This is a genomic window from Bradyrhizobium sp. USDA 4506, from assembly GCF_054058795.1.
In genome coordinates this window covers 527,640-553,208 of record NZ_JBSSBM010000002.1, presented here as the reverse complement: position 1 = coordinate 553,208, position 25,569 = coordinate 527,640, and the positions used below count along the sequence as shown (strand labels likewise).

Genomic DNA, 25,569 nt, shown 5'->3' with positions numbered 1-25,569 from the left:
GTTCTGGGAGGATGACCATGAGATCCGTCGGAAATGAACCCTTGTCGCGTCACGCCCTCGCCTTCGTGCTGGCCGGCGGACGCGGCAGCAGACTTCAGGAGCTCACCGACAAACGCGCCAAGCCCGCGGTCTATTTCGGCGGCAAGTCGCGCATCATCGATTTCGCGCTATCCAATGCGGTGAATTCAGGCATCCGCCGCATCGCGGTGGCGACCCAGTACAAGGCGCACAGCCTGATCCGGCATCTGCAAGGCGGCTGGAACTTCTTCCGGCCGGAGCGAAACGAGAGTTTCGACATCCTGCCCGCAAGCCAGCGCGTCTCCGAAACGATGTGGTATGTCGGCACGGCCGACGCGGTCTACCAGAACATCGACATCCTCGAAGCGCACGGCACCAAGTACATCCTGGTGCTCGCCGGCGACCACGTCTACAAGATGGATTATGAGATCATGCTGAAGCAGCATGTCGAAAGCGGCGCCGATGTCACGGTCGGCTGCCTTGAAATGCCGCGGGCTGAATCCAGCGCCTTCGGCATCATGCATATCGACGAGACCGGCCTGATCCAATCCTTCCTCGAGAAACCCGCCGATCCGCCGCCGATGCCCGGCAAGCCCGACAAGTCGCTGGCCAGCATGGGCATCTATGTCTTCAATTCGGAATTCCTGTTCGACGAGTTGCGCCGCGATGCCGTTGACCCGAACTCGGCCCACGATTTCGGCAAGGACATCATCCCCTATATCGTGAAGCACGGCCGGGCGATCGCGCATCAGTTCAACGATTCCTGCGTCCGCTCCGGCGACGATCCCCGCTCCTACTGGCGCGATGCCGGCACCGTCGATGCCTATTGGGGCGCCAATATCGATCTCACCGACGTGGTGCCCGAGCTCGACCTCTACGATCGATCATGGCCGATCTGGACCTATGCCGAGATCACCCCGCCCGCCAAGTTCGTGCATGACGAGGACGGACGACGCGGCCAGGCGGTGACCTCGCTGGTCTCGGGTGCCTGCATCATCTCGGGCGCGTCGCTGCGCCGCTCCCTGCTGTTCACCGGCGTGCACGTCAATTCCTACGCCAATATCGAGAATGCGGTGATCATGCCCTATGTCAATGTCGGCCGCGGAGCACGGCTCCGAAACGTCGTGATCGATCGCGGGGTGAGGATTCCGGAAGGGCTCGTGGTCGGCGAGGATCCCGAATTCGACGGCAAGCGCTTCCGCACCACCGAGAACGGCATCACGCTGATCACGCAGTCGATGATCGACAGGCTGGGGACATGACGCCCATCCGCGTCCTCGCAGTCGCCTCTGAAGTCTACCCGATCGTCAAGACCGGCGGCCTTGCCGACGTGGTCGGCGCGCTGCCAGCGGCGCTGAAGCAACACGGCGTCACGACGCGGACGCTGGTGCCCGGCTATCCCGACGTGCTCAAGGCGCTGGCCGCGGCGGAGACGCTGCTGCACCGGCCGGAATTCTACGGCGGGCCGATCCGCGTGCTGGGCGGCACGCATGATGGCCTCGATCTGTTCGCGCTCGACGCGCCGCATCTCTATGCGCGGCCCGGCAATCCCTATGTCGGCCCGGACGGACGCGACTGGCCGGACAACGGCATCCGCTTTGCCGCGCTGTCGCGGATGGCGGCGGAGATCGGCCAGGGCGCGATCACCTCCTTCGTCCCCGACATCGTGCATGCGCATGACTGGCAGGCGGGCCTCGCACCCGCCCTCCTGCATTATGCCGGGCAACCACGGCCCGGCACGGTGATGACCGTGCACAACCTCGCCTATCAGGGCCAGTTCTCGCCGGACATGCTTGCCGCGTTCGGCCTGCCGGGCGAATCCTACGCGCTCCACGGCGTCGAATATTACGGCACCATCAGCCTGTTGAAGGCCGGCCTGCAATTCGCCGACCGCATCACCACGGTGTCGCCGACCTATGCGCGGGAGATTCAAAGCGACGAGGGCGGCATGGGGCTCGGCGGCCTCTTGCGCGAACGCGCCGACGTGCTGAGCGGCATCCTCAACGGCATCGACATATCGGTGTGGAATCCGGCCACCGATCCCGATATCGCGGCGCGCTTCAGCTCCGAGCAGCCGGCGGATCGCGCGGTGAACAAGGCGGCGCTGCAGCGGCGCTTCGGGCTCGATCCGGCGCCGGATGCGATGCTGCTCGGCGTCATCAGCCGGCTATCATGGCAGAAGGGCCTCGACCTGCTGCTCGAGAACATTCCGACGCTGCTCGGCGAAGGCATTCAGCTTGCGCTGCTCGGCAGCGGCGATCGCGACCTGCAGGACCGCTACACCGCGCTGGCGCGCGACAATCCCGGACGGATCGCGGTCGTGATCGGCTACGACGAGGCGCTGGCGCATCTGATCCAGGCCGGCGCGGACGCGCTCGCAGTGCCGTCGCGCTTCGAGCCGTGCGGCCTCACCCAGCTGTGCGCGCTGCGCTACGGCGCGGTCCCTGTTGTCGCCAATGTCGGTGGCCTTGCCGACACTGTGCTCGACTTCGACGAAGTCGCGATCACCGGCGATGCGCCGACCGGCGTCAAGTTCGCACCCGTAACCTCGGATGCGCTTGCCCATGGCTTGCGCAAGGCAAACCTGCTGTTCAACGACAAGGTGACGTGGCGCCGGCTGCAGCAGGCCGGCATGGCCACCGATGTCTCCTGGCACAATCGCGCCGGCCGCTACGCCGCGCTCTATCGCGAGCTCGCGACGATGCGGCGCTAAGCCGCCGCGATCAGTTCAGCAGATCGCAGGACGCGATGCGGTTGATGTCGGCGAGGCGCCGGTCGGGATTTCCCTTGAGATCAAGGCTTGCGACGAGATCGAGCAGCCGGCCATAGGCGCGGTCGGCGACCGCGACGGGCAGCGGCTCCTCGTCGAAAGTTTCGACGTAATTGCCGACGAGACCGCTCAGCAGCCGGCAAACGCCGCGTTGCTCCGGGTCGTCCTTGCTCAGAATCTCGAGTTTTTGCTGGAAGGTCCTGAAGGTTCGCAGCCCATGGGGCTGTTGCGAAAGCCAATTGTGCAAATCAGGATACAGATCGGTCATATCAGCCTCTTCAAAATGGAGAAGAAGCTACCGGCTTATACAGCCGATCATGGTTCCGCGCCATCGCGATTTTTGCATGCATCCTCTGCCCTGCCGCGCAGGCCGTGTCATTGGACTGGCACGTCCTGCGATTAAAGTCGCGCGAGGGCCGGCAAGATCCTGTAGCGCGCGATCTCGTGCGGATAGTCGCCGCGATTGGCGAGCAGCACGATGCCGAGCCTGCGCGCCGGCACCAGGCCGACATAGGCCGAGGCGTTATTGAGACCGCCCGGCTTGTCGATCACGGTGATGCCGTCCAGCCGCACATGCTCCCATGCCATCGCCTGGCCGAACTTTTCGTCGACGCGAAAACTCTCCCGCTCGGTCATCTGCAACGCTGCGCGCAATTCGGGATCGATCACCGCGCCGTCGAGGCAGGCGCCTAGCAATATGCCGAGATCGCGCGCCGATGAGAACATCTGGCCGGTGCCTGGAAAATCGTAATAGCGCTGCTGATTGCCCGGCGGACCGATCGCCGTGCCGTCGTGGGAGTAGCCCTGAACCACACGCTGCATCAGCTCGGGCGCCATCCTCGCGCGGTTGTCCTCGCTGCGGTCCGGAACGAAGGTCGACGTCATTCCGAGCGGCTTGAGGATGCGGCTCCCGATCAACGTCGCGATCGGCATCTCATAGCGCCGCTCCAGCACCAGCTGCAGCAGGACATAGCCGGCATGGCTGTAGATGCGCTGCTTGCCCGGCTGCTCTCCTGCCGGCGGCGTCCATGCATTGAGCATCGCGATGAACTGATCACGGCTGAAGGTCCCGACCGGCCATGGCGGATGATCGGTCGGCAGCAGCAGCCCCGACGTATGATTGACGAGTTCGCCGATGGTGACGCGGCTGACGTAGTTGCCGTTGAGCTCGGGCAGATACTTGCTGACCGGATCGTCCAGCCGCAATTCGCCACGCTCCGTGCCGAGCGCGACCAGCGTCGCCTCGAACAGCTTGCGCAACGAGGCGAGGTTGAACAGCGTGTCCGGGGTGACCGGTCGCTTCGCTGAGTCATCAGCGAAACCGTAGTTGAAGAACGCGACCCGCCCGCCGGCATAGACCGCCGCGGCGAGGCCGCCCGGGTCGGCCGCAGTCGCGGTCGGCGCGAGTTCCGTCGTGACGATGTCCCTGATCTGCGCATCCATGTCGGAATCCGCGCGCGCCACCCCAAGCACGCTACCAGCGACCACGAACAGGACGGCCGCGATCCGAACGGTGAGCCATTGTCTCATGATGAACGAAATCGGGACGATGTTGCGATGCGACCTGCAGACTAGTCTGTTCACCATCGAGAGATGGCGACATCACGATCCTAGCGGTGGAACCCAAGCGTCCGAATTCACGATTGCGCGTCTTGCGCCGTTACCCGCCCGGCTGGGGACGGGGCGGCCCGATCGCTGTTCCGGTGGTCACTTCCGGATGCCGCGATCGCGACCGCCCTCCCACTCCAGCCACGGTGCGGGAACTGCAATCGAACTAAAAAATGCGGGACGTTTGAAAATGACGGGAGTGGGCTTCGACGAAAAGGCAAGATCGGCGCTTGCCGATCGGGCCAAGGATATTTCTGACTTCGTCACATTCCGCTCCCAACCGGGGACGTTTCTTCCTAGCAACAATTCGTCAATCGAAGGTTGCATAAGCCGATCGGATTCGATTTTCAAGACACGGTCGTCCGCGACGTTTTGTCCTGTTCCAGATGCCGGATGCGCGCGATGACTGTTTAACCATTGGTTAACCATCGATGCGCGGCGCGACACCTATTTGGCGCGCGAGCGGACGATCGACCGCGGCAACGACGCCAACAGCAGCACGAGGCAGACGCACAGAAGCACGATGTCCTTGAACAGGAACTCGCCGGCCAGGTTCCAGGCCATCGGATCGGTCGACAGGCTCCATTTGACCACCCCCGGCGTCGTGAAAAAGAACGACCACGTCACCGCGAAGGTGATGACGCCCATCAGCGCGCCGATCGCCGAGAGAAGCGGGCTGAACGCGCCGGCGACGAGCAGCGCCGCAATGCCGAACTCGGCCACCCCGAGCACATAGGCCTCGCCCCGGAGACCGAACACCGACAGCCACGAGATGAACGGGCTGTTGCTGATGAACTGCGCGATGCCTTGCGCCGACTGCAGCGTGAATTTCTGCATGCCGAACGACACGAAGATCACGACCATGACCCAGCGCAGGATCGCGAGCGCTCGATAAGACCCCTCGCCCTGTTCGGCGATGTTGAACGACAGATTCATGCGGTTGTTTCTTCCCTCGCTGCGATGTCATCATCAGCCGCTGATGCGGCGTTCGTGGCAGAACTACGCAGCGCGCCGCGCGTTCGTTACGCGGGACAGCGTCTCGGCCTTCACGATGATGTGCAGATGAGATGAGGAATAATCGCTGCGAGAGATGTCTTCGGCGCGAGGTCGCGAAGCGCGCCGCGATGGCCTCACGCGCGCTGGCGCAGCGCACGCGCGGCGTCCTTTGCCGGCACCGGCATGGTGAAGCCGTACAGGAACAGGTCCACCACCATGTCGGCGAACTCCCCTGGATCGATCCCGCCCTTCGGATCGTACCATGTGTGGCTGAAGTTCAGGATGCCGAACAGCATCATGCTGTAGATCTTCTTGGTCCGCTTGACGATCTTGCCTTCCTTGTCGAGCTTGACCAGCAGATCCGAGACCGTGTCGACCAGCTGGCGCTCCAGCGCCTTGATCGCATCCTGCTCGGTCTCGCCTAGGAACGAGAGGTCGTTGAGGATCACGCGCTGCTCATCGCTCGAACGCGCATTCAGCGCGACGATGGCCTGGATCGCGGCGCGGAACTGCTCCAGCGTCGTCGCCTTTGCGGCCATCGCGGCCTCGACGTCGGTGATCATCTCGCGGATGTGGGCGTCGAGGATCGCGAACAGGATCGCTTCCTTGGAATCGAAATAATGGTACAGCGCGCCGCGCGACAGCTTGCAGGCATCCGCAAGGTCGGCGATCGAGGCACGCATGTAGCCCTGCCGCGCGAACAGGCCGCAGGCAGTGGTGAGAATGTTCCGCTGAATCTCGTCGTAATTCTCTGAGCGCGTCCGCGCCATTGCCGTCTCTCTCGTGCACCATCGGCGCCGCCGGAATCGGGCGACTGCCTCTCTCTATACTACCGCAGCCCCAGGCTCTCCTCCCCTTCGGGCACCATCCACCAGAACTCTTCGATCGCCCGTGCGACGAGCGACCTGCTCAAAAAATAATTTGAACGACCGGTCGGATTATATTAGACTACCTTCCATCAAGCAAGCGGATTGCGCACGCCGGGAGCAACCCGGCGGCATCGCGGGAGGTTGCGCGTGGATTCTCAGAGGATCGATGCTGTCGTGATCGGAGCCGGCGCCGGCGGGCTGTGCGCCGCGGCGCGCCTCGCCCATGGCGGGCTGCATACGCTCGTCGTCGACGACAAGGACCGGCTCGGCGGACGCGCCTCGACCAAGGAGATCGACGGCTTCAAGGTCAACATCGGCGCGATCGCGATCGAGTTCGGTGGCGTGTTCGAGGAAACCTTCCACACCGTCGGCGCCCCGCTCGACATCCGCGCGCCGGAGCCCGCGAGCTCGTTCTTCATCGACGGCAAGGTGATCGATGTCGGCCGCGGCGGCTGGTCGCTGCTGCTCGGGCAACTGACCAAGCAGGCCTCGCGCATCCTGGAGAAATTCGCCGACGCCCGCTCCGGCAACCTGCCCGACGGGCGGCAATCGACCGAGGACTGGCTGAAGGGCTACACCAGCAACGCCACCGTGCACGCGCTGTTCCGCAATCTCTGCGCGGCGATCTTCGCCTGCAACGCCGCGGAGCTGCCGGCCCGCGCCTTCCTCACCTATTTCACCAGCAAGGGCGCCTTCAAGAAATTCGGCTTCTGCCCGCAGGGCACGATCGGGGTCTGGAACAGCCTCGGCAACGCTGTCAGGCGCAATGGCGACATCTGGCTCGAAACACCGGCGACCACGATCCACACCGCGAACGGCAAGGTCGAAGGCGTCACCGTGCTCAGGAACGGCGAGCGGGTGCGGATCGACACCGATCTCGTGATCAGCAATGCGGGACCGAAGGCCACGGTCGCGCTTGCCGGCAGCGAGGCGTTCCCGGCGGATTATATCGCCAGGGTGAAGAACGACCTCCGCCCGGCCGCCAACATCGTCATCAATGTCGCGAGCCGCGAGCCGCTGATCAATCATCCCGGCATCGTCACCTTCGGCAAGACGCGCCGGCTCTGCAACATGGCCAACCTCTCGGCCACCTGTCCGGAATTGGCGCCGCCCGGCTGGCACCTCTATGTCGCCTATGCCGTGCCGGTGCCCGCGCTCGGCGATTTCGACTCCGATGCAGAAGTCCAGCTCGCGCTCGAGGATCTGCGCGAGCAGTTCGCGAATTTCGACCAGGCCAAAATCCTGTCGATCCGGGTGATGCGCGACGACTGGCCGGCACAACGGAGTTGCGCCGGCTACGATTTGCCGCGCGAGACCGGTATCGAGGGCCTGTGGTGCGTCGGCGACGCGGTGAAGCAATATGGCAATGGCGGCACGCAGGCCTGCGCCGAGACCGCCAAGCTCGTCACCGATGCGATCCTCGCCGCGCGCCCTCGCCGGTCAGCAGGCGGGGTCTGAACGCGATGCCGACCACCATCCCGCATCCGACGCCGCAACCAGCGCCGCAGGCCGCGCCGGCGCAGGATGGCTTGCTCGAATTCCGCAACATCCGGATCGTCTACGACAATGCGATCGAGGCGATCCGCGACATCTCGATCGCGGTGCCCGAGGGCAGCATCGTCGCCCTGCTCGGCTCCAACGGCGCCGGCAAATCGACGCTGCTGAAGGCGATGTCCGGCATCCTCTATACCGAGGAAGGCGTGATCGAGAACGGCAGCATCCGCTTCCGTAGTGACGAGGTGCATCGCCTTGCGCCGGACGCACTGGTCCGCCGCGGCATCGTGCAGGTGCCGGAGGGCCGCCGCGTGTTCGCGGCGCTCACCATCGACGAGAACCTGCAAATGGGCGGCTACACCAGGACCAGCGCCGAGGCGCGCGAGCGCCGCGACAAGGTGTTCGCGCTGTTTCCGCGGCTATATGAGCGGCGCGACCAGATCGCCGGCTACATGTCCGGCGGCGAGCAGCAGATGCTAGCGATCGGCCGCGCGTTGATGACCGATCCCGTGCTGCTGGCGCTCGACGAGCCGTCGCTCGGGCTCGCGCCGCTGATCATCGACCGCATCTATGAGGTGATCGTCCGGCTGCGCGACGAACTGAAGATGACGGTGCTGCTGGTCGAGCAGAACGCGCAGCGCGCACTCGACATCGCCGACTACGGCTACATCCTGGAGACCGGCCGCGTCGTGCTCGACGGCACGGCAGCGAGGCTCACCGCCAACGAGGACGTCCAGGAATTCTATCTCGGCGTCTCCTCCACCGGTCGCAAGAGCCTGCGCGACGTGAAGCACTACAAGCGCCGCAAGCGGTGGCTGTCGTGACCGCGCTGCTCACGGTCGAGAATCTGTCAAAGCGCTTCGGCGGCCTGCAGGCGGTCGCCGATGCCAGCCTGCGCGTCGCGCCCGGCGAGATCTGCAGCGTGATCGGTCCGAACGGCGCCGGCAAGACCACGCTGTTCAACATGATCTCGGGCGTGCTGCGGCCGAGCGGCGGCCGCATCACGTTCGACGGCATCGACCTCTCGACGATCTCGCCGTGGAAATTCGCCGCCGTCGGTATCGGCCGCACCTTCCAGAATCTCGCGCTGTTCAAGCACGGCACCGTGGTCGAGAACATCCTGACCGGCCGCCACACCCACCTCCGCTCGACCGTGCTCGATGCGATGTGGTTTTACGGACGTACCCGCAAGGAGGAAATCGCGGCACGGCAGCGCGTCGAGCACATCATCGAATTTCTCGAGATCGAGCATATCAGGGACGCCGTGGTCGGCACGCTGTCCTACGGCCAGCAAAAGCGCGTCGAGCTCGCCCGCGCGCTCGCCTGCGAGCCGAAGCTGTTGCTGCTGGACGAGATGGTCTCCGGCATGAACCAGGAGGAGACCGAGGACATTGCGCGCTTCGTGCTCGACATCCGCGACGAGCTCGGCATCACCGTCGTGATGATCGAGCACGAGATGCGCATCGTGATGGACATCTCCGACCGCGTCCATGTGCTGAATTTCGGCCGCAAGATCGCCGAAGGCGCGCCTGGCGAAATCAAGCGCGATCCGGCGGTCGCGGAGGCCTATCTCGGCGGCCAGCGCACTGGAGCGATGGCAAAGGTGGGCGCGTGATGTCGACGCTGGACAGCCTGCGCACCGCTCATCCGCCGCTGCAAGCGAGCACGCCGCGCAACCCACCGGCAGCCGGCGCCGACGCGTTGCAGGCTACGCTTGCGGATGCCGCCATCACTATCCCGCAATTGCTACGGCAGCGCGCAGCGATGCACGGCGAGGCGCTGGCGCTGCGCGAGAAGGACTACGGCATCTGGAATCCCTATTCCTGGCGGCACTATTACGACACCGCGCGCGCGGTGGCGCTCGGTCTGCTCTCGCTCGGCATCAAGCCGGGCGACCGCATCGCCATCGCCGGCGAGAACACGCCTGAATGGTTCTATGCCGATCTCGGCGCGCAGATGATCGGCGCGGTCGCGGTCGGCATCTATCCGACCAATCCCTGGGTCGAGCTGCAATATATCGTCAAGCATTCGGGCGCCCGCATCGTCGTCACCGGCGACCAGGAGCAGACCGACAAGGTGCTCGACGCGATGGCCAATAATGGCGGCCTGCCGGACCTCGAGGCTATCGTCTGCGTCGACATGAAGGGCCTGCGGCATTACCAGCAATCGGAGCTGATGTCGTTCGCCGCATTGTGCGAGCGCGGCAAGGCCTACGCCCAGCAGAATCCGGAGGCCGACGCGACGCTCGAACGCCTGATGAATCAAGGTGCACCCGACGACGTCTGCATCCTCGTCTACACCTCGGGCACGACAGGTCCGCCCAAGGGCGCGATGCTGACCCATCGCAATCTCGTCTACGCCGCCTATGCCTACGCCAGGACCGTGGGCATTGCCGACAAGCCGTTCGAGGCGGTGAGCTACCTGCCGCTGTGCCACGTCGCCGAGCGCTGCTACGGCACCGTGACCCATCTGGTGCTCGGCGGCACCGTCTCCTTTGCCGAATCGATCGACACCGTCGCGATCAACATCCGCGAGATCGCACCGACCTTCTTCGTCGGCGTGCCGCGCATCTATGAGAAGCTGCAGCAGGGCTTTCTGTTCCGCCTCGGCGAGAGTGGCCGCCTGCGCCAGAGCTTCACCAGGGCCTGCCTCGCCTGGGGCCGCACGCTGTCCGACCGTCGGCAGGCCGGCAGGGCCAATGTGCTCGACCGCGTCGCCTATGGGCTGCTCTATCTCCTGATGTTGCGCAATTTGCAGCGCCATCTCGGCTTCGCCTACAGCCGGCACCGGCTCTGCGCCGGCGCCTCGATCTCGCCGGAGACGCTGCGCTTCTTCGACATCATCGGCCGCCCGGTGTCGCAGGGCTACGGCCTCACCGAAAGCGGCGGCGTCGCCTTCATCCAGATCGAAAGCCATCACCGGATCGGCGGCTGCGGCGTGCCGCTGCCCCAGACCGAATGGAAGTGCGACACCGACGGCGAGATCCTGCTGCGCAACCCCGGCGTCTTCAAGGGCTACTTTCTCGACGAGAAGGCCTCGACCGCCTCGCTGGAGCAAGGCGGCTGGCTGCGCACCGGCGACATCATCGATATCCTCGACAATGGCGAGATCGCCGTGGTCGACCGCAAGAAGGCGATCATCATTACCGCTGGCGGCAAGAACATCGCGCCGTCGGAGATCGAGAACGCGCTGAAGGATTCCGAATTCATCAAGGAAGCGATCGTGGTCGGCGAGGCCAAGAAGTATCTCGGCGCCATCATCCAGGTCGACTACGACAATGTCGGCCGCTGGGCGCGCGACCGGGCGCTCGCCTACACCAACTACAAATCGCTGTCGCAGCTTCCCGAAGTGAATGAGCTGGTCGAGCGCGTCGTCAACGAGACCAACAAGCGGTTCGCCCGGGTCGAGAACATCAGGCGGTTCGCCATCCTGGAAAAGGAGCTCGACCATGACGACGGCGAATTGACCGCCACCCAGAAGGTACGCCGCGCCATGATCGAGAAGAAGTTCGCCCGCGAGCTCGCCATCATCTACCGGGCGGAGGGCTGAATGCAGTATCTGATCCAGCTGCTGATCTCGGGGCTTGCAATCGGCGCGATCTACGGGCTGATCGCGATGGGCTTTGCGGTGATCTACAAGTCCACCGGGCTGGTCAATTTCGCACAGGGCGAGATGACCATGATCACGGCCTATATCGCCTGGACGATCTCGACGACGGTCAGCGGCAATGTGTTCGTCGTCGCGGTGGGCGCGATTCTCGCCGCTGTCCTGCTCGGGCTGATCATCGAGCGCCTCGTGATGCGGCCGATGCTGGGCGAGCCGGTATTCGCGACCGTGATGGTCACGATCGGGCTCGCCGTGATCCTGCGCTCCGCCATCAACTTCATCTGGGACGCCTACCCGCACGGCCTCGATATCGGCATCGGCCGCGGCATCGTGCATCTCGGCGGCATCGGCGTGCGTACCGGGCAGATTGCCGTGATCGCGACACTGCTTCTGCTGCTCGGCGCGATCTGGGCGTTCTTCCGTTACAGCAAGGTCGGCGTTGCGATGCGCGCGGTCGCAGCCGACGACCGCACGGTGCTGTTGATGGGCATCAGCGCAACAAGAGTTCATGCGCTGGCCTGGGCCGCGTCTTCGGTGATCGCCGGCATCGGCGGCGTGTTCTTCGCGCTGTCCTACGACCTGTCGCCGGCGATGTTCCAGCTCGGGCTGAAGGCGTTTCCGGCCACCATCCTGGGCGGCCTCGACGCCGTGCTCGGCTCCGGCCTCGGCGGCCTCCTGATCGGCATCACCGAGAACCTTGCCGGCGGCTATATCGGCTCCGGCATGAAGGAGGTCGCGGGCTTTGCCATGATCATCATCGTGCTGATGATCCGGCCGTTCGGCATCTTCGGCGAACGTGACATCGAGAGGGTGTGATGCGCACCGGCGATTACAAGCAGAGCTATGGCGAGCTGGTTGCGCTGATCGATTCCCCGCCGGTCTGGCTATGGTCGGCCGTGTTGCTGCTGGCGCTGATCGCAGCGCCTTACGTTCTGAATTCCTACGCGCTGTCGTTCCTGATGATCATCCTGATCACGGTCACCGGCGCGCTTGGCCTCAATATTCTAACCGGCTACACCGGTCTGATCTCGCTCGGCCATGTCGGCTTCCTCGTCACCGGCGCCTATGCCTATGCGGTACTGGTCTCGAAGTACCATATGCCGCCGCTGGTCGGTTTCCTCGGCGCCGGCGCGGTGCCGGCACTGGCGAGCCTGATCGTCGGCGCGCCGTCGCTTCGGCTCAAGGGACTTTACCTCGCCATCACCACGCTCGCCTTCTCCTTCATCATCAACACCGTGATCCTGGAGATGCGCTGGCTCACCAACGGCGCACGCGGCATTCAGGTGCAGCGGCCCGAGATCCTCGGCATCAGCTTCGACGGCGATGCGGCCTTCACCTATCTCTGCCTCGGCATCGCGGGGCTGACGCTGTTCGCCACCCTCAACATCCGCCGCAGCCGGGTCGGCCGCGCCTTCGTCGCGATCAGGGACAACGACACGGCGGCGCGCGTCATGGGCATCAACCTGCATGCCTACAAGCTGTTCGCCTTCGTCACCTCGGCATTCATCACCGGCATCGCCGGCGCGCTGTACGGCATCTATCTCTCCTTCGTCAGCGTCGAGGGCTTTCCGTTCCTGCTCTCGATCGAGGCGTTGGCGATCCTGATCGTCGGCGGGCTCGGCTCCGCGCTCGGGGCGGTGCTCGGTACCATCCTGATCGTGCTGCTGCCGGAGGCGACGCGGCTCGTCTTCAGCCTGTTCAGCGCGCAGATGGATGCGACCTTCACGACCGGCGCGCAGGAGCTGAAGAGCATGCTCTACGGCCTCGTCATCATCCTGTTCCTGCGCTTCCAGCCGCGGGGGCTGGTCGGCGCCTGGCACGACATCAGGCGGGCCTGGGTGCACTGGCCGCTGCGCTACTAATCAAAAAAAGACGCCACACCATGAGGAGGAGACAATGATCAAACACCTGGCGGCGGCCGCGCTGCTGCTTTCCACGGCCTGTCTTGCAATCGGCCCCGCCGCTGCCGCCGATCCCGGGATCACCGACAGCGAGATCCTCATCGGCGACGTCGAGCCGCTGACCGGCCCGCCGGCGCTGCTGGGCGTCGCCGCCTCGATCGGCCACAAGATCGCGATCGCCGAAGCCAACGCCGCCGGCGGCATCAACGGCCGCAAGATCAAATATGTGCTGGAGGACGACGGCTACGTCACAGCGCGAACCATCCAGGGCGTCAAGAAGGTGATCGACGTCGACAAGGTCTTCGCGATGCTCGGCATCTCCGGCTCGGGCCAGTCGATCGCTGTGATGCCGGTGCTGGAGAAGTCCGGTATCCCGACCGTGATCGACGTCGCGCCGGTCAAATTCCTGTGGGAGCCGGCGCGCAAGAACGTGTTCGTGGTCGGCCAATCCTACGAGGAGGGAATCATCCATCTCGTCAACTTCCTCGCCGACAGGAACCCCGGCAAGAAATGGGGCCTGATCACCCAGGACGACGATTACGGCATCACCGTGCGCGACGGCTTCGATTCCGTGGTCAAGGGCAAGAATCTGAACGTCGTCTACAGCGGCAACTACAAGAAGGGCCAGCAGGACTTCTCGTCCGACATGCTTCAGCTGAAGGATGCCGGCGCCGAGGTATTTTTGGCCGGCGGCATCATCGCCGAGAACATCGCGATGACAAAAGAGCTCGAGAAATTGAACATCAAGCCGGTGACCGGCATCTTCTGGCCCGGCCGCATCGAGCCGGTGCTGAAGCTGATGGGCCCGGCCGGCGACGGCATCTACGCGGTCGACTATGTCGAGCCGTTCGCCGGCGCGGCGGGCAAGGCGTTCCTCGAGAAGGCCAAGCCGCTGGTGTCGGAGGCCGAGTTCAAGGGCATCAACCGCTACACCATGACCGGCTATGCCGCCGCGAAGGTCTTGATCGCGGCAATCGAGCGCTGTGGCAAGCAGCCGACCTGGGCCTGCACCATCTCGGAACTGGAGAAGACCAAGAATGTCGAGACCGGCGTGATGGCGCCGATCAGCTTCGGTCCCGGCGTCCGCTTCTCGAACCAGAAGCTGCAGATCATGCAGGCCGATGCCGCGACGCTCAGCTTCAAGCCGGTGAACTAGAGAGATGAAGGTCCTGATCGTCTTTGCCCATCAGGAGGCGCAGTCGTTCAACGCTGCACTGCTGGCGCGGTCGGTGGCGGAACTGACCGCGCTCGGGCACACGGTCAGAATCTCCGATCTCTACGCCATGCGGTTCAACCCGGTGGCGACCGCCGAAGACTTTGGCGCGCGGCGGTTTCCCGACCGGCTGCAATATGACCGCGAGCAGAAATACAACCTGCAGCACGGGGCGCTCAGCGGCGATATCGCCGCCGAGATCGAGAAGCTGCTGTGGTGCGACCTCTTGATCCTGCAGTTTCCGCTGTGGTGGTTCTCCGTCCCCGCCATCATGAAAGGCTGGATCGACCGCGTGTTCGTCAATGGCGCAATTTACGGCAGCGGCCGCCGCTACGACACCGGCGGCCTTGCCGGCCGCCGCGCCATGGTCGTGACCTCGACCGCCGCCTATCCCGGCATGTGCGCGCCCGACGGGCTGGTCGGCGCGCTCGATGTGGTGCTGTGGCCGATCCAGAACGGCATGCTGGCCTATGCCGGCTGCAAGGTGCTGCCGCCGTTCGTGTCGTATTCAGTGAACTTCGTCGACGAGGCCACGCGGCGCCGCTATCTCAACGACTATGCCGAACGGCTGCGGCAGCTCGAGACCACCGAGCCGCTGTTCTTCCACCCGCTCGCGGATTTTGGCGAGGACTGGCGGCTGAAGCCGGGCATTGCGGCGCAGACGGTCGGCCAGGGCGCTCATGCCCAGAAATGACATGACCCGGACGTAGGTCTGCTCCCTCGCCCCGTTCTTACGGGGAGAGGGTTGGGGTGAGGGGCCGCATCCGCAGACGCGCTGCCAGAAACGCTCGTGGAGACTCCCCCTCACCCGGATCGCATCTCACGATGCGATCCGACCTCTCCCCGCAAGCGCAGGGGTGTCCGGGGAAATTCAGGCATAGCGGAGCTCCATCTGGTCAGGTGAGATGGTTGATTTCCGACGGCTGGGGTTGATGGGCGGAGGTTTGTCGATGGCAGCGAGGGATCGACGCGTGAGCAGGAGCTGGCCGACGAGTTCGGCGAACCTGAGCGGGAGCATTTTGATGCAGTTGGTGTGAGCGGCGATGCGCAGCAGCAGGTAGGCAATCATCGCAGCGAGCACCTGAAGGCGGATCGCGTTGTCGTTGGCGCCGAGGAACTTGCGAATATCGAGATGCTGCTTGATCCAGCGGAACAGCAGCTCGATTTGCCATCGGCTCTTGTAGAGGGCGGCGATCTCGACGGCGCTACGGACAAGGTCGTTGGTCAGGAGTGTGATCTTGCCGCCTTTCTCGCGTCTGATCTTGATGCGGCGGAGCGGGATTGGAAGGCGCGAATCGCCCTTGCTGGTGAGCTTCACCTCGTCATCGGCAAGGATTTCGAAGCCATCCCCGTTACGCTTGCGGATGGCGCGATGCCTGAGCGAGCGAAGACGGATGCTCGTCTTCGCCCGGGTAACGAAGAAAGCCTTGCTATCATTGATCTTCTGCCACCAGTCGAAACGGCAATAGCCCTTGTCAAACACATAGGTGGTGGCGGGCTGGATTGGGGTCTGTCGGCCGATCTCGATGTCATTGACGTTCGCGGCCGTCATCTCGACGCAGGTCGGGACATCGCTCCTTGGGTCGTAGACGACATGCAGCTTCATGCCGCGGATGCGGCCGTTCCACGTCGCCCAACTGCAGACCTTGCCGAGCGGGATCGGACTGGCGTCGATCAGACGCACCATCTCCATGCCTTCACTCCGCAGCTGGCGACGCGCCATCGCCGACAGCGCCGCAAAGGTTTGCGCGAAAATGCCGATCGGACGGCGGGCATTGGCATCGGACAACGTCGAGCGCGACAGCTTGCCGGTTCCCAAGTGATAGTGATGCTGCGAATTGGCGTTGAAGCCAGTCACCACCCCGCGCAGACTGCTGTTGCCGCTAAGCTGGGCATAGATCAGCGCCACCAGATGATCCCAGCTCCTGAACGACTTGTCGTAGGCATCCCCGTCCAGACGATCCACAACCGTCTGAAACTGCCGTCGATTGATCGGTTCAAGCAGCCTTCCAAAAATGCTACCGCGATATCGCATGCTCGGCCCTCTGTGTCTCGACAACCAGAAAAGACCGATTTGCCTCGGTCCTGCCGAGCATGCACCGCGACACAGTGAATCATTCCCCGGACACCCCTGCCGCAAGCGGGGCGAGGTAAGAAGGAGCGCCGGCGTCACATCCTTTTCGCCACTTCCTCCAGCATCACCTCGGTGGCGCCGCCGCCGATCGTCAGCACCCGCGCGTCGCGCACCATGCGCTCGATCGGGGTGCCGCGCATGAAGCCTGAGCCGCCGTGCAGTTGCAGGCAGCCATGCACGACCTCGTGCAGCACCTCGGGCGACAGCGCCTTCACCATCGAGACCTCACGCAGGCAATCCTGCCCGGCCGCCGCGAGCTCGGCGGCCTGATAGGCCAGCGCCCGCGCCGCCGCCGCCTTCGCGGCAAGCTGGGCGAGCTTCAGCCGCACGCCCTGCTGATTCCAGAGCGGGCCGCCGAATGCCTGCCGCGTCTTCACGTAATTCGTCGTCAGCTCGATCGCCTTGGCGGATTCGCCCGCGCAGATGCCGCCGATGCAGATGCGCTCGTTCTGGAAGGTCTCCATGATGCCATAGAAGCCCTTGTTCTCCTCGCCGAGCAGGTTTTCCGCCGGCACGCGCACGTCCTGGAACGCGATCTCGGCGGTGTCCGAGCAGAGCCAGCCATGCTTGTCGAGCTTGGTCGCCGTGATGCCCGGCGTGTTGCGCTCGACGATGAACAGCGAGATGCCGCGGCTGCCCTTGGCATGCGGGTCGGTCCGCGCGGCGACGATCAGGATGTCGCCATAGACCGCGTTGGTGATGAACATCTTTGCGCCGTTGATCACCCAGCTGTCGCCGTCGCGCCGCGCCCGCGTCTTGAGGCCTGCGACGTCGGAGCCCGCGTCCGGCTCGGTCACCGCGATCGAGCACACCGTCTCGCCGCGGATAATCGCCGGCAAATACTTCTGCTTCTGCTCCGGCGTGCCGCGCAAGGAGATGTGTACCGCCGACATGTCGGTATGCACGAGGATCGACGAGGTGAAACCGCCGAAGCTGGAGCGCCCCAGTTCCTCGGCGAACACCATCGAGGCCAGCGGCCCCATGTCGGTGCCGCCATACTCGGCCGCATGGCGCATGCCGAGAAAGCCGAGCGCGCCCATGCGGCGATAGATCTCGCGCGGGATCTTGCCGTCGCGCTCCCACGCCTCGGCATGCGGCACCACCTCTTTCTCGACGAAGCGCCGCACCTGCTCGCGCAGCATGCGGAACTCCTCGGGCAGATTGGGCTGCTCCGAAAAGTGGAATTCGGTCTCAGTGAGCTGGCGCGGATCCGACATCATGACGTTCATTGTGGCGCCCTCTCATGGCCAATGTGAAGATGGTTGCGCAAAAAAGCTGCCAGCGATGCGATCGCCTCGCGCGCCTGCGGAATCTCCGGGAACATCTGGAAGACGTGGATCATGCCGTCCCACACCTGCAGCGCGACGTCGACACCGGCAGCCTGCGCCCGTGCGGCCAGTTCCGTCGCATCGTCGCGCACGGTCTCGCGGTCGCCGACCTGCACCAGCAGCGGCGGCAGACGGGTGAGATCGGCATAAAGCGGCGAGGCCAGCGGATCGCGGACATTGCCGTCGTTGCCAAGGTAGTTCTTCGCCAGCGCCAGGATCATCGCGCGCTGGTGGATCGGATCGGCCTCGGCCCTGCTCTGATAGCTCGCGCCGCTCGCGGTGAGATCGGTCCAGGGCGACATCAGCGCGGCGGCGGCGGGCAGCGGCAAGCCACGGTCGCGCGCCGCCAGCATCGCGCACAGCACGAGATTGCCGCCGGCAGAATCCCCGGCGAAGGCGATATCCGCCGGATGCAGCCCCTGATCGCGCAGATATCGATAGGCAATCAGCGCATCCTCGAGTGCCGCGGGGAAACGATGCTCCGGGGCAAGCCGGTAATTGATCGAGAGCACGCGGCAGCCGGATGCATCGGCGATCCGTGCGGCCAGGTCGCGATGCGACGCGACCGAGCCGATACGGAAACCGCCGCCGTGAAAATAGAGGATCACCTTGTCGCGCGATGCGCCCGTCGGCACGAGCCATTCGCCGTCGACCCCGCCGGCGGCGACCGGTTGGCGCGTCACCGGCACCGAGCAGCCGGCAAAGGCGGCGTCCCAGTCGTCGCGCATCTGCGCCACCGATGTATCGCGGGTCCAGCCGCGATAGATCGCGCGCAAACGCTCGATCGCGCGATCGACCGGCGTGATTGCGATATCGTCGTCCGCGTTGCCCATTTCAGCCGCCGATGCCCATGCCGCCGGAAACGCCGAGCGTCTCTCCGGTGATATAGGCGGCCTGGTCGGAAGCCAGGAACAGCGCGACAGCCGCGACCTCCTCCGGCTCGCCGAGGCGGCCGAGCAGCGTTGCGCCGGTCATTGCCTGCAGGATCCTGTCGCCGCCCTTTGCCACCGCCTGCTCCAGCATCGGCGTGCGGATCGGTCCCGGCGCGATCGCGTTCGCAGTGATGCCATAGCGTGCATTCTCCCGCGCGATGCTCCGGGTGAACGAGATCACGCCGCCCTTGGCCGCGGAGTAGACCGCGCCGCCCTTTGAGCCGAGCCGCGCCGCTTCCGAGGTAACGTTGATGATGCGGCCAAAGCCCGCCGCCTGCATCGCCGGCAACGCGGCGTGGGTGCAGGCCAAGACCGAGGTGAGATTGACCGCGATCAGCCGCGCCCAATCCTCCGCCGTGGTATCGGTGAAGAAGGCATGCTGATCGATGCCGGCATTGTTGACGACAATGTCGAACGGGCCGTCCTGCGCCATCACAGCCTGCACTGCCGTCGCATCGCTGACGTCTAATCCTGCAACGCCGGCGCCGGTCTCGCGCGCCAGCTCCGAGGCCGCGGCGACATCGAGATCGGCGATCACGACCCTGGCGCCCGCGCCGGCAAAGCTGCGCGCGATCGCAGCACCGATGCCCCGCGCGCCGCCGGAGACGAAGGCGCGGCGGCCATCGAGACGTCCGAATGGCAAGCTCGCCACCTCAGCGCCCCGTGAATACAGGCTGGCGCCGCTCGATGACCGCGGCGAGCCCTTCGCGTGCATCGGCCATCCCCGAGAGTTCCGCGACTGTGCGCGCCTCTTCCGAGAGGCACTGCTCGATGCTGGTGCCGGTGCCGGCCCAGACCAGCCGCTTGGTCGCCGCCAGAGCCTTCGGCGCGCCGGCCGCAAGCTCGCGGGCCAGCGCGAGCGATGCATCGGCGAGCTCGGCATCGGGCACGACCCTGGTGACGATGCCCATCTGCAACGCTTCCGCCGCCGGGATCACCGGGTTGGTCAGGAGGATCGACATCGCGCGCCGCAGGCCGACCAGCCGCGACAGCGTAACGGAGACGCCGGCATCCGGCGCCATCGCCACCCGCGTCGCGCCAGCGAGGAATTTTGCCGACTCCGCCGCGATCACGATATCGGACGCGCAGACCAGGCCGAAACCGCCGCCGCCCGCCGCAAAGCCCTGCACCGATGATATGACCGGCGCCTCCAGACGCAGCAGCCCAGTCACCGCATTCTGCAGATAGGCGGTGGCCTGACGGATATAGTCCGGCAGCTTCTCGCCCTTGGAGGCGAAGGCGCGGACGTCGCCACCGGCGCAGAAATTGGTACCCTCGCCGCTCAGCAGCACGACGCGCAGATCGGAATGACCATGACAGACCATGATGGCGTCGCACAGCGCGCGGAGCAGCTCGACGCACATGCCGTTGGAGGCATCGGGGCGGTTGAGCCGCAGCCGCGCGATGCCGTCGGTAATATCGAGCAGAACGGGGCCCTTGTCGATCATGGCGCGTTTTCCTCTAGACCAGGAACGAAAGCGTGTAGATCGCCTTGTCGTTGTTGACGAGGATGACCTTCTTGGCGGCCATCCGCAATTCGCCATCGACATGGCGCAACCGGTATTCATTGCGCGCCGCCCACAGCGTGTCGTCGCGCAGGCTCGATTCGAAAATGAGGCTGTTGCTGGCGACCGCGATGTCGCCATCGTCAGGCTGCTCGTCCATCAATTCGATGTTGGAGATCAGCCGGCGCAAATTCGACTGCGGCGTCTGGGTGAAGTGCTTGCCGGTCATCAGCTGCCGGACGCGCAGCGCGATCCGCGAGCGGTTGTCGTAGATGATCGACATCTGCCGTTCCGGGTCGATGTCGGCGCCGTTGGCCGGTACCCAATAGACGCCGTCGTCGGTCCAGAGCTTTTCCCAGGCCTCGTATTGATGCTCGTCCTGCAGCCGCGCCTCGCGATAGAGGAAGGCGGTGATGGCGCTCATCAACGTGGCGCTGCTCTCACGCGACAGCATCAGCTAGGCTCCATCAGCTTGCGATAATGGGTCCAGATGCCGCGCGACGGCACCTCGTCGGTGACGTGGCCGACCGTGAAGCCAAGTTCGTCCTGCCGCTCGCGCTTCTCGCCGCGGCCGAGGAAGATCCACTCGGGATTGCGCGCCAGCACGCCGCGATGGCAGCGCTCGTACATTTCGGAATCGTCCGCCAGCAGGAAACCGGCCGGGCCGACCGAGCCCATGGTCTGCTGGCGCAGCCTTCGGTTCAGATCGGGCGCGCCCTTGAACTGCAGCGCGGTGACGTGCTGCACGCTGTCGTCGACGCCAAGCGGCTGGATCACGAACATCTGGATCTCGGCGATGAACAGGTTCGGGAAGATCATCACATGCGGCGTGCCATCGATCATGATCTCCCGCGCAGCGGTGTCGCCATGGGCGGCCTTCATGCGCGCCGTGTAGTCCGGCAGCCGGTCCTCGCTGGTACCGAACCAGCTCATCGGCGCATCGCGCTTGCGGAACTCGGGCCGCAGGTCGATCTCGGTATGGCCGTTGCCGTAGTCGCGCGTCAGCGCCGTCGAGGCGCCGCCATAGAGCTTGCCGATCATGCTGTCGGCGACGCCGAAGATCGAGGTGTGCACGAAGGCCGGGTGATAGCCGTCGCACTCGTTCTCCAGGATGAACTTCCAGTTCGCCTTGACGCGATGCTTGAGGAAGCCCGCCGTGATCTCGACCTCGCTCTCCGGCGAGGTGCGCACCAGCCGGTCGATGGTCTCGGCGGCGCCGCCGAGATGCTCCTTCAACGTCGGGCCATCGGCCGCGAACGAGCCGAACACGAAGCCGCGGTAAGACTCGACGCGCGTCACCCGCCCGAGCGCAAGCTGCGACTTGTCCTGCCCCTCATAGCCGTCGGGGAAGGCATAACCGACCAGGCGGCCGTCATTGGCAAAAGTCCAGGAGTGGAACGGACAGGTGAACGAGCGGGCATTGCCGCGGTCATAGGAGCAGACCTGGTTGCCGCGATGCGAGCAGCGGTTGAGCAGCAAATTGACCTTGCCCTGCTCGTCGCGCGTCATGATCACGGATTGCGGGCCGATCGACTTGACGACGTAGTCGTTGGCGTTCGGGACCTCGCTCTCATGCCCGACATAGACCCAGGTGCGGTACCAGATGTTCTTGAGCTCGGCCTCGAAGATGTCAGGGTCGGTGTAGAGCGATCCGTGCACCCGGTCGGGCCGGATCAGCCGCTCCCATGGCGAGGCGCCGGTCATCATGTTCATCGCTCCGTCTCCCTCGCCGGCCGCTTGCCGCGGATGTCTATCGGCCATTCAATAATAATCCGAACGACCGTTCGGTGAATTAATAGCATGGGCACCGCGGGCCGGCAAGCTTCTTTCCCGGCGCCATTAATGATTCCCGGAACACTGCGCAAAGATGCAATTCCGGGTAGTCGGCGATGCAACTGACTCAGTCCTGCGCCGCGCCACCGTCGCGTTCGCCGCCTGCGATCTGCTGCAGCATCGACTTCGGCGTCGTCGCAAGCTCGATCTTGAGCTGGTCGCAAATCGCCCGCCGCAGCAGGCGTTCGATCTCGGTCGCGGCATTGGGATTAGCCGCCCGTACGTCCTCCCCGCTCGCCCAGAGCAGAAGTTGCCCCAGCCGCCGGTCGCCATCGTCGCGCAATGCCTCGATCGCGGCAACGTCGGACGTGCCGCCCTGGATGCGCGGCGTCGAAGGAACCTCCGGATGCGCCATGCTGCCGGCCAGTCGTTCGACCGTCGCGAAAGTATCGTCCTGCAGACGCACTTGCTCGAGCAGCGGCTCGGCCTTCCAGTCGGCTGCGAGCTTCAGCCCGTTCAGCGCGTAGATCGCGGAGAACACCTGACCGCGGACGAAATCATCGCTGCTGTTCGGCACGACGTGGCTTTGCAGCGCATCGATTATGCCGTCGATCAACCGCTCGAAGGATGCACTCATGCCGCGGCCTCCAATGCGCGCTCGAAGGCCCGCACGATCGAGGGCATCTGGCTTGCCATCACGGCGAGCCGCATGTCGTTGAAGCGATCGACCTCGAAGGCGCGCACCGCGCACATCTGGATCGCTGCCGCCTGATACAGCGCATAGGCCTCGTAGAAGGCGAGGCTCTTGTCCGAGACCGGAATGCCGGAGGCGCGCTGATAGAGATCGATCACCTCCGCGCGCTCGAGCACGCCATAGAGCTTGCGGCTCCTGGCGTTGAAGGTCGGCAGCATCGCCCAGGCCAGATCTTCATGCGGATCGCCCAGGTGCGTGAGCTCCCAATCGAGGATGGCGGTGATCCGCCCGTTGTGCTCGATGAAGTTCCCGATCCGGTAGTCGCCGTGCACGATGGTCCGGCGCGGCGGCCGCGGACAGTTGTCCTGCAGCCAGCGTCCACCCCAGTCGAGCAGCGGATAGTAACGCGCCGTCGGCCGCGCCAGCGAGGCGCGCCAGCCGGCGATGGCGCGGACTTCGGCACGTTCTCCGCTGTGATGCCGCGATGCGAATGGCGTCGCATCCGCGTCGACCCGGTGCAGCGACGCGAGGATCTCGACGAACTGCCGGGCGACCGCGCGCTTGTGGTCCGGATCGAGTTCGCTCGCCGCCCAGGGCGCCGGCACGTCGCCCTCGATGTGCTCGCAGATGAAGAACGGAAAGCCGATCTCGGCGCCATCCTGTTCTGATGACACCAACGCCGGCACCGGTACGCCGCTGCCGGCCAGCGACTGCAGCGCATAAACCTGGGGCAGCACCGAGTAAGGCGCAAACAGCCCGCTCGGTGGACCGACGCGCAGGATCAGTTTGCGGTCGCCTTCAGCCGCAGTGCGGGCCACGAACGCATAGGTGATCCAGGAGAAACCCGATGATTTGCGGCCGAAGCCGACAATCTCCGTCCGGCTCCCGGATATCCGCGACAGATGCCGCGCGAGTGCTGGCCGCACCGCGTCGTCATTGACCACGACCGGGCGAACAGGAGCCGGCACATCACCCGGCACATCTTGATCGGATCGTTTCGCAGCCTCCGGCATCAATTGACCGACCTCGTATAGCCCTGCCACTTCTCCTCGCGCAGCGCCGACTTCATGATCTTGCCGGAGCCGGTCAGCGGCAATGGCTCGAGGCGGATATCGACAGAACGCGGGCACTTGTAACCGGCGATCAAGGTGCGGCAGTGCGCGATCACCATTTCGGAATCGAGACTCCTGCCGTCCTTCGGCACCACAATGGCGTGCACCGCTTCGCCCCATTGCGGATCGGGCACCGCGATTACGGCGCATTCCTTGACGTGCTCGTGCTGGAAGATGGCGTTCTCCACCTCGCCGGAATAGACGTTCTCGCCGCCCGAGACGATCATGTCCTTCAGTCGGTCGACGATATAGACAAACCCGTCCTCGTCCATCCAGGCGCCGTCGCCGGTGTGCAGCCATCCGTTGCGCAGCACCCGCGCGCTTTCCTCAGGCTTGCGCCAATAGCCGAGCATCACGCCGGCGCCGCGGATCGCGATCTCGCCCACCGTCCCGCGCGGCACCTCATTGCCCGCGGGATCGATGATGCGGATTTCAACGCCTGGCGCTGCCCGCCCCGCCGATTTGCGCTTGCCCGCCAGCGGCCCTTCCAGCGCGTGATACTCCCACGGCAGGATGGTCGCCAGCGCTGCGCTTTCGGTCATGCCGTAGCCCTGGTGAAAGCGCCAGCTCGGCAGCACGCGCATCAGCTTGACCAGCAGCGCGTCGGGCATCGGCGAGGCGCCATATTCGCAATCCTTGACGCTGCTCAGATCATATGTGCCGAAGGATGGATGGTTGAGCATCATGTTGAGCATGGTCGGCACAAACAGGCAGTAATCCACCTTGTGCTCGGCGATGGTCTTCATCGCGAGCTCGGGCTCGAATTTCGCGATGGTCACGTGCGTGCCACCGACCAGGGTCAGCGCGATCATCGGCGAGGTGCCGGCCAGATGGAACATGCCGGCCGAGTGCAGATACCGGGTATCTTCACGGAACCGGAGCGCATAGATCCAGACCAGCGATTCATAGATGATGTTGGCATGTGACAGCATCACGCCCTTGGGAAACCCGGTGGTACCGCCGGTGTAGAAGATGCCCGCGAGATCGTTGTAGGCGCCGGAGGCGTCCTCGATCGGCGCATGCGCTATGAGCTCGTCATAGCTTTGCATACCGTCGGGCACTTGCCCCTCATCGAGATAGACCATTGCGCTGAGTGATTTTGCGCCGCGCAGCGCGGACGCAATCTCGGCGAAGGCCTTGTCGACCAGCAACAGTTTTGGCGTGGAATCGTCAATCGCATAGGCGTTCTCGGCGACCGCCCAGCGCGTGTTGAGCGGCACCGCGACCGCGCCAGCCCAGGCGATGGCATAGAGCGCCTCGATATAGAGGTCGCTGTTGTGCGCGAGGATGGCGACGCGATCGCCGGCATCGACGCCGAGCCGTCGCAGCCCGCCCGCGGCACAGGCGACGCGATGGCCGATCTCCTTCCAGCTCCGCGACCGTCCGGCGTGGATGGTGCCGGGTGCGTCCTTGCGCAATTGCACCGCCGCGATCAGCGCCTGCGTCAGCTTCATGTTTCCTCCACACCGTCATGCGGCCGCGCACGCCTGCGGATGTTTCCGTCACGCATGAGGCCGATACGCCGTCCGGAGATTCCAGTTGATAATCCGGACAGACGGTCTATTATTGCATAGCCGATGCGAGGGGTAAAGCCTTTCAAGGCTTCCATCGCCGGA

The 25,569-nt window shown here is 64.8% G+C and carries 24 protein-coding genes; 10 read left to right on the top strand and 14 right to left on the bottom strand.

All coding sequences use genetic code 11. The features are described 5' to 3' along the window. The first annotated feature begins 17 nt into the window (after window positions 1-17). Window positions 18-1,280, top strand: coding sequence for a glucose-1-phosphate adenylyltransferase (gene glgC, locus ACVIHF_RS04995; protein WP_092083855.1), 1,263 nt, complete (start codon window positions 18-20; stop codon window positions 1,278-1,280). Continuing rightward, entirely contained in the window at window positions 1,277-2,731 is a 1,455-nt protein-coding gene (gene glgA, locus ACVIHF_RS04990) for a glycogen synthase GlgA (RefSeq protein ID WP_310881421.1), read from the top strand. The genes glgC and glgA overlap by 4 nt, the downstream gene beginning before the upstream one ends. Before the next feature lie 10 nt (window positions 2,732-2,741). Here the strand turns inward: glgA and ACVIHF_RS04985 are convergent, their stop codons facing one another. The 4 genes from ACVIHF_RS04985 to ACVIHF_RS04970 form a co-directional block, all read right to left on the bottom strand. Next, the gene (locus ACVIHF_RS04985; protein ID WP_057018843.1) at window positions 2,742-3,056 is read right to left on the bottom strand and encodes a hypothetical protein; all 315 of its coding nucleotides are present in this window, start codon (window positions 3,054-3,056) and stop codon (window positions 2,742-2,744) included. A 131-nt stretch (window positions 3,057-3,187) separates the two neighbouring features. After that, entirely contained in the window at window positions 3,188-4,318 is a 1,131-nt protein-coding gene (locus ACVIHF_RS04980) for a serine hydrolase (RefSeq protein ID WP_456791823.1), read from the bottom strand. A 525-nt stretch (window positions 4,319-4,843) separates the two neighbouring features. Beyond that, window positions 4,844-5,332: a DUF417 family protein gene (locus ACVIHF_RS04975; RefSeq protein WP_253603233.1), complete on the bottom strand. Its 489-nt coding sequence runs from the start codon at window positions 5,330-5,332 to the stop codon at window positions 4,844-4,846. A gap of 194 nt (window positions 5,333-5,526) precedes the next feature. Beyond that, window positions 5,527-6,162, bottom strand: coding sequence for a TetR/AcrR family transcriptional regulator (locus ACVIHF_RS04970; protein ID WP_253603235.1), 636 nt, complete (start codon window positions 6,160-6,162; stop codon window positions 5,527-5,529). A 246-nt stretch (window positions 6,163-6,408) separates the two neighbouring features. Here ACVIHF_RS04970 and ACVIHF_RS04965 point away from each other — a divergent pair, with 246 nt between their 5' ends. The 8 genes from ACVIHF_RS04965 to ACVIHF_RS04930 are packed head-to-tail and all read left to right on the top strand — an operon-like array spanning window position 6,409 to window position 15,169. Further along, window positions 6,409-7,719 (top strand): phytoene desaturase family protein, encoded by a 1,311-nt coding sequence (locus ACVIHF_RS04965; RefSeq protein ID WP_456791822.1) that lies wholly within the window; start codon window positions 6,409-6,411, stop codon window positions 7,717-7,719. Between the two features lie 5 nt (window positions 7,720-7,724). After that, window positions 7,725-8,579 carry an ABC transporter ATP-binding protein gene (locus ACVIHF_RS04960; RefSeq protein ID WP_456791821.1) on the top strand — a complete coding sequence of 285 codons (855 nt, stop codon included), beginning with the start codon at window positions 7,725-7,727 and terminating at the stop codon, window positions 8,577-8,579. After that, a complete protein-coding gene (locus tag ACVIHF_RS04955) occupies window positions 8,576-9,370 on the top strand; it encodes an ABC transporter ATP-binding protein (RefSeq protein WP_456791820.1) in 795 nt (264 codons plus the stop codon). The genes ACVIHF_RS04960 and ACVIHF_RS04955 overlap by 4 nt, the downstream gene beginning before the upstream one ends. After that, entirely contained in the window at window positions 9,370-11,304 is a 1,935-nt protein-coding gene (locus tag ACVIHF_RS04950; RefSeq protein WP_456791819.1) for an AMP-dependent synthetase/ligase, read from the top strand. Before ACVIHF_RS04955 ends, ACVIHF_RS04950 begins: the two co-directional genes overlap by 1 nt. Next, on the top strand, window positions 11,305-12,177 hold the full coding sequence (locus tag ACVIHF_RS04945) for a branched-chain amino acid ABC transporter permease (protein WP_456791818.1): 873 nt from the start codon (window positions 11,305-11,307) through the stop codon (window positions 12,175-12,177). Then, a complete protein-coding gene (locus tag ACVIHF_RS04940; protein WP_253603247.1) occupies window positions 12,177-13,223 on the top strand; it encodes a branched-chain amino acid ABC transporter permease in 1,047 nt (348 codons plus the stop codon). Before ACVIHF_RS04945 ends, ACVIHF_RS04940 begins: the two co-directional genes overlap by 1 nt. Before the next feature lie 34 nt (window positions 13,224-13,257). Further along, the gene (locus ACVIHF_RS04935; protein WP_253603249.1) at window positions 13,258-14,418 is read left to right on the top strand and encodes an ABC transporter substrate-binding protein; all 1,161 of its coding nucleotides are present in this window, start codon (window positions 13,258-13,260) and stop codon (window positions 14,416-14,418) included. Between the two features lie 4 nt (window positions 14,419-14,422). Continuing rightward, entirely contained in the window at window positions 14,423-15,169 is a 747-nt protein-coding gene (locus ACVIHF_RS04930; RefSeq protein ID WP_253603251.1) for an NAD(P)H-dependent oxidoreductase, read from the top strand. Between the two features lie 177 nt (window positions 15,170-15,346). Here the strand turns inward: ACVIHF_RS04930 and ACVIHF_RS04925 are convergent, their stop codons facing one another. From ACVIHF_RS04925 to ACVIHF_RS04880, 10 genes are all read right to left on the bottom strand, one after another. Next, a complete protein-coding gene (locus ACVIHF_RS04925; protein ID WP_253605569.1) occupies window positions 15,347-16,510 on the bottom strand; it encodes an IS4 family transposase in 1,164 nt (387 codons plus the stop codon). A 134-nt stretch (window positions 16,511-16,644) separates the two neighbouring features. Then, complete coding sequence (locus ACVIHF_RS04920) at window positions 16,645-17,838, bottom strand: acyl-CoA dehydrogenase family protein (protein ID WP_456791817.1); 1,194 nt, start codon at window positions 17,836-17,838, stop codon at window positions 16,645-16,647. Beyond that, on the bottom strand, window positions 17,835-18,770 hold the full coding sequence (locus tag ACVIHF_RS04915; RefSeq protein WP_456791816.1) for an alpha/beta hydrolase: 936 nt from the start codon (window positions 18,768-18,770) through the stop codon (window positions 17,835-17,837). Before ACVIHF_RS04915 ends, ACVIHF_RS04920 begins: the two co-directional genes overlap by 4 nt. A gap of 1 nt (window position 18,771) precedes the next feature. Then, entirely contained in the window at window positions 18,772-19,521 is a 750-nt protein-coding gene (locus ACVIHF_RS04910; protein WP_456791815.1) for an SDR family NAD(P)-dependent oxidoreductase, read from the bottom strand. Between the two features lies 1 nt (window position 19,522). Beyond that, on the bottom strand, window positions 19,523-20,317 hold the full coding sequence (locus ACVIHF_RS04905) for an enoyl-CoA hydratase/isomerase family protein (RefSeq protein WP_456791814.1): 795 nt from the start codon (window positions 20,315-20,317) through the stop codon (window positions 19,523-19,525). A 13-nt stretch (window positions 20,318-20,330) separates the two neighbouring features. Beyond that, window positions 20,331-20,828 carry an aromatic-ring-hydroxylating dioxygenase subunit beta gene (locus tag ACVIHF_RS04900; RefSeq protein ID WP_038387409.1) on the bottom strand — a complete coding sequence of 166 codons (498 nt, stop codon included), beginning with the start codon at window positions 20,826-20,828 and terminating at the stop codon, window positions 20,331-20,333. Further along, entirely contained in the window at window positions 20,828-22,087 is a 1,260-nt protein-coding gene (locus ACVIHF_RS04895; protein WP_456791813.1) for an aromatic ring-hydroxylating oxygenase subunit alpha, read from the bottom strand. Before ACVIHF_RS04895 ends, ACVIHF_RS04900 begins: the two co-directional genes overlap by 1 nt. 187 nt (window positions 22,088-22,274) lie before the next feature. Further along, the gene (locus ACVIHF_RS04890) at window positions 22,275-22,784 is read right to left on the bottom strand and encodes a hypothetical protein (protein ID WP_456791812.1); all 510 of its coding nucleotides are present in this window, start codon (window positions 22,782-22,784) and stop codon (window positions 22,275-22,277) included. Continuing rightward, entirely contained in the window at window positions 22,781-23,884 is a 1,104-nt protein-coding gene (locus tag ACVIHF_RS04885; RefSeq protein WP_456791811.1) for a phosphotransferase family protein, read from the bottom strand. Before ACVIHF_RS04885 ends, ACVIHF_RS04890 begins: the two co-directional genes overlap by 4 nt. Continuing rightward, window positions 23,854-25,407 carry an acyl-CoA synthetase gene (locus ACVIHF_RS04880; RefSeq protein WP_456782354.1) on the bottom strand — a complete coding sequence of 518 codons (1,554 nt, stop codon included), beginning with the start codon at window positions 25,405-25,407 and terminating at the stop codon, window positions 23,854-23,856. Before ACVIHF_RS04880 ends, ACVIHF_RS04885 begins: the two co-directional genes overlap by 31 nt. Between the last annotated feature and the right edge of the window lie 162 nt (window positions 25,408-25,569).

What these genes read in the sequence shown, in the direction of transcription:
- glgC (WP_092083855.1), top strand. Translation starts at nt 18, where the DNA reads ATGAGATCCGTCGGAAATGAACCCTTGTCGCGTCACGCCCTCGCCTTC.
- glgA (WP_310881421.1), top strand. Translation starts at nt 1,277, where the DNA reads ATGACGCCCATCCGCGTCCTCGCAGTCGCCTCTGAAGTCTACCCGATC.
- ACVIHF_RS04985 (WP_057018843.1), bottom strand. Translation starts at nt 3,056, where the DNA reads ATGACCGATCTGTATCCTGATTTGCACAATTGGCTTTCGCAACAGCCC.
- ACVIHF_RS04980 (WP_456791823.1), bottom strand. Translation starts at nt 4,318, where the DNA reads ATGAGACAATGGCTCACCGTTCGGATCGCGGCCGTCCTGTTCGTGGTC.
- ACVIHF_RS04975 (WP_253603233.1), bottom strand. Translation starts at nt 5,332, where the DNA reads ATGAATCTGTCGTTCAACATCGCCGAACAGGGCGAGGGGTCTTATCGA.
- ACVIHF_RS04970 (WP_253603235.1), bottom strand. Translation starts at nt 6,162, where the DNA reads ATGGCGCGGACGCGCTCAGAGAATTACGACGAGATTCAGCGGAACATT.
- ACVIHF_RS04960 (WP_456791821.1), top strand. Translation starts at nt 7,725, where the DNA reads ATGCCGACCACCATCCCGCATCCGACGCCGCAACCAGCGCCGCAGGCC.
- ACVIHF_RS04950 (WP_456791819.1), top strand. Translation starts at nt 9,370, where the DNA reads ATGTCGACGCTGGACAGCCTGCGCACCGCTCATCCGCCGCTGCAAGCG.
- ACVIHF_RS04945 (WP_456791818.1), top strand. Translation starts at nt 11,305, where the DNA reads ATGCAGTATCTGATCCAGCTGCTGATCTCGGGGCTTGCAATCGGCGCG.
- ACVIHF_RS04940 (WP_253603247.1), top strand. Translation starts at nt 12,177, where the DNA reads ATGCGCACCGGCGATTACAAGCAGAGCTATGGCGAGCTGGTTGCGCTG.
- ACVIHF_RS04935 (WP_253603249.1), top strand. Translation starts at nt 13,258, where the DNA reads ATGATCAAACACCTGGCGGCGGCCGCGCTGCTGCTTTCCACGGCCTGT.
- ACVIHF_RS04930 (WP_253603251.1), top strand. Translation starts at nt 14,423, where the DNA reads ATGAAGGTCCTGATCGTCTTTGCCCATCAGGAGGCGCAGTCGTTCAAC.
- ACVIHF_RS04925 (WP_253605569.1), bottom strand. Translation starts at nt 16,510, where the DNA reads ATGCGATATCGCGGTAGCATTTTTGGAAGGCTGCTTGAACCGATCAAT.
- ACVIHF_RS04920 (WP_456791817.1), bottom strand. Translation starts at nt 17,838, where the DNA reads ATGAACGTCATGATGTCGGATCCGCGCCAGCTCACTGAGACCGAATTC.
- ACVIHF_RS04915 (WP_456791816.1), bottom strand. Translation starts at nt 18,770, where the DNA reads ATGGGCAACGCGGACGACGATATCGCAATCACGCCGGTCGATCGCGCG.
- ACVIHF_RS04905 (WP_456791814.1), bottom strand. Translation starts at nt 20,317, where the DNA reads ATGATCGACAAGGGCCCCGTTCTGCTCGATATTACCGACGGCATCGCG.
- ACVIHF_RS04900 (WP_038387409.1), bottom strand. Translation starts at nt 20,828, where the DNA reads ATGCTGTCGCGTGAGAGCAGCGCCACGTTGATGAGCGCCATCACCGCC.
- ACVIHF_RS04895 (WP_456791813.1), bottom strand. Translation starts at nt 22,087, where the DNA reads ATGAACATGATGACCGGCGCCTCGCCATGGGAGCGGCTGATCCGGCCC.
- ACVIHF_RS04890 (WP_456791812.1), bottom strand. Translation starts at nt 22,784, where the DNA reads ATGAGTGCATCCTTCGAGCGGTTGATCGACGGCATAATCGATGCGCTG.
- ACVIHF_RS04880 (WP_456782354.1), bottom strand. Translation starts at nt 25,407, where the DNA reads ATGAAGCTGACGCAGGCGCTGATCGCGGCGGTGCAATTGCGCAAGGAC.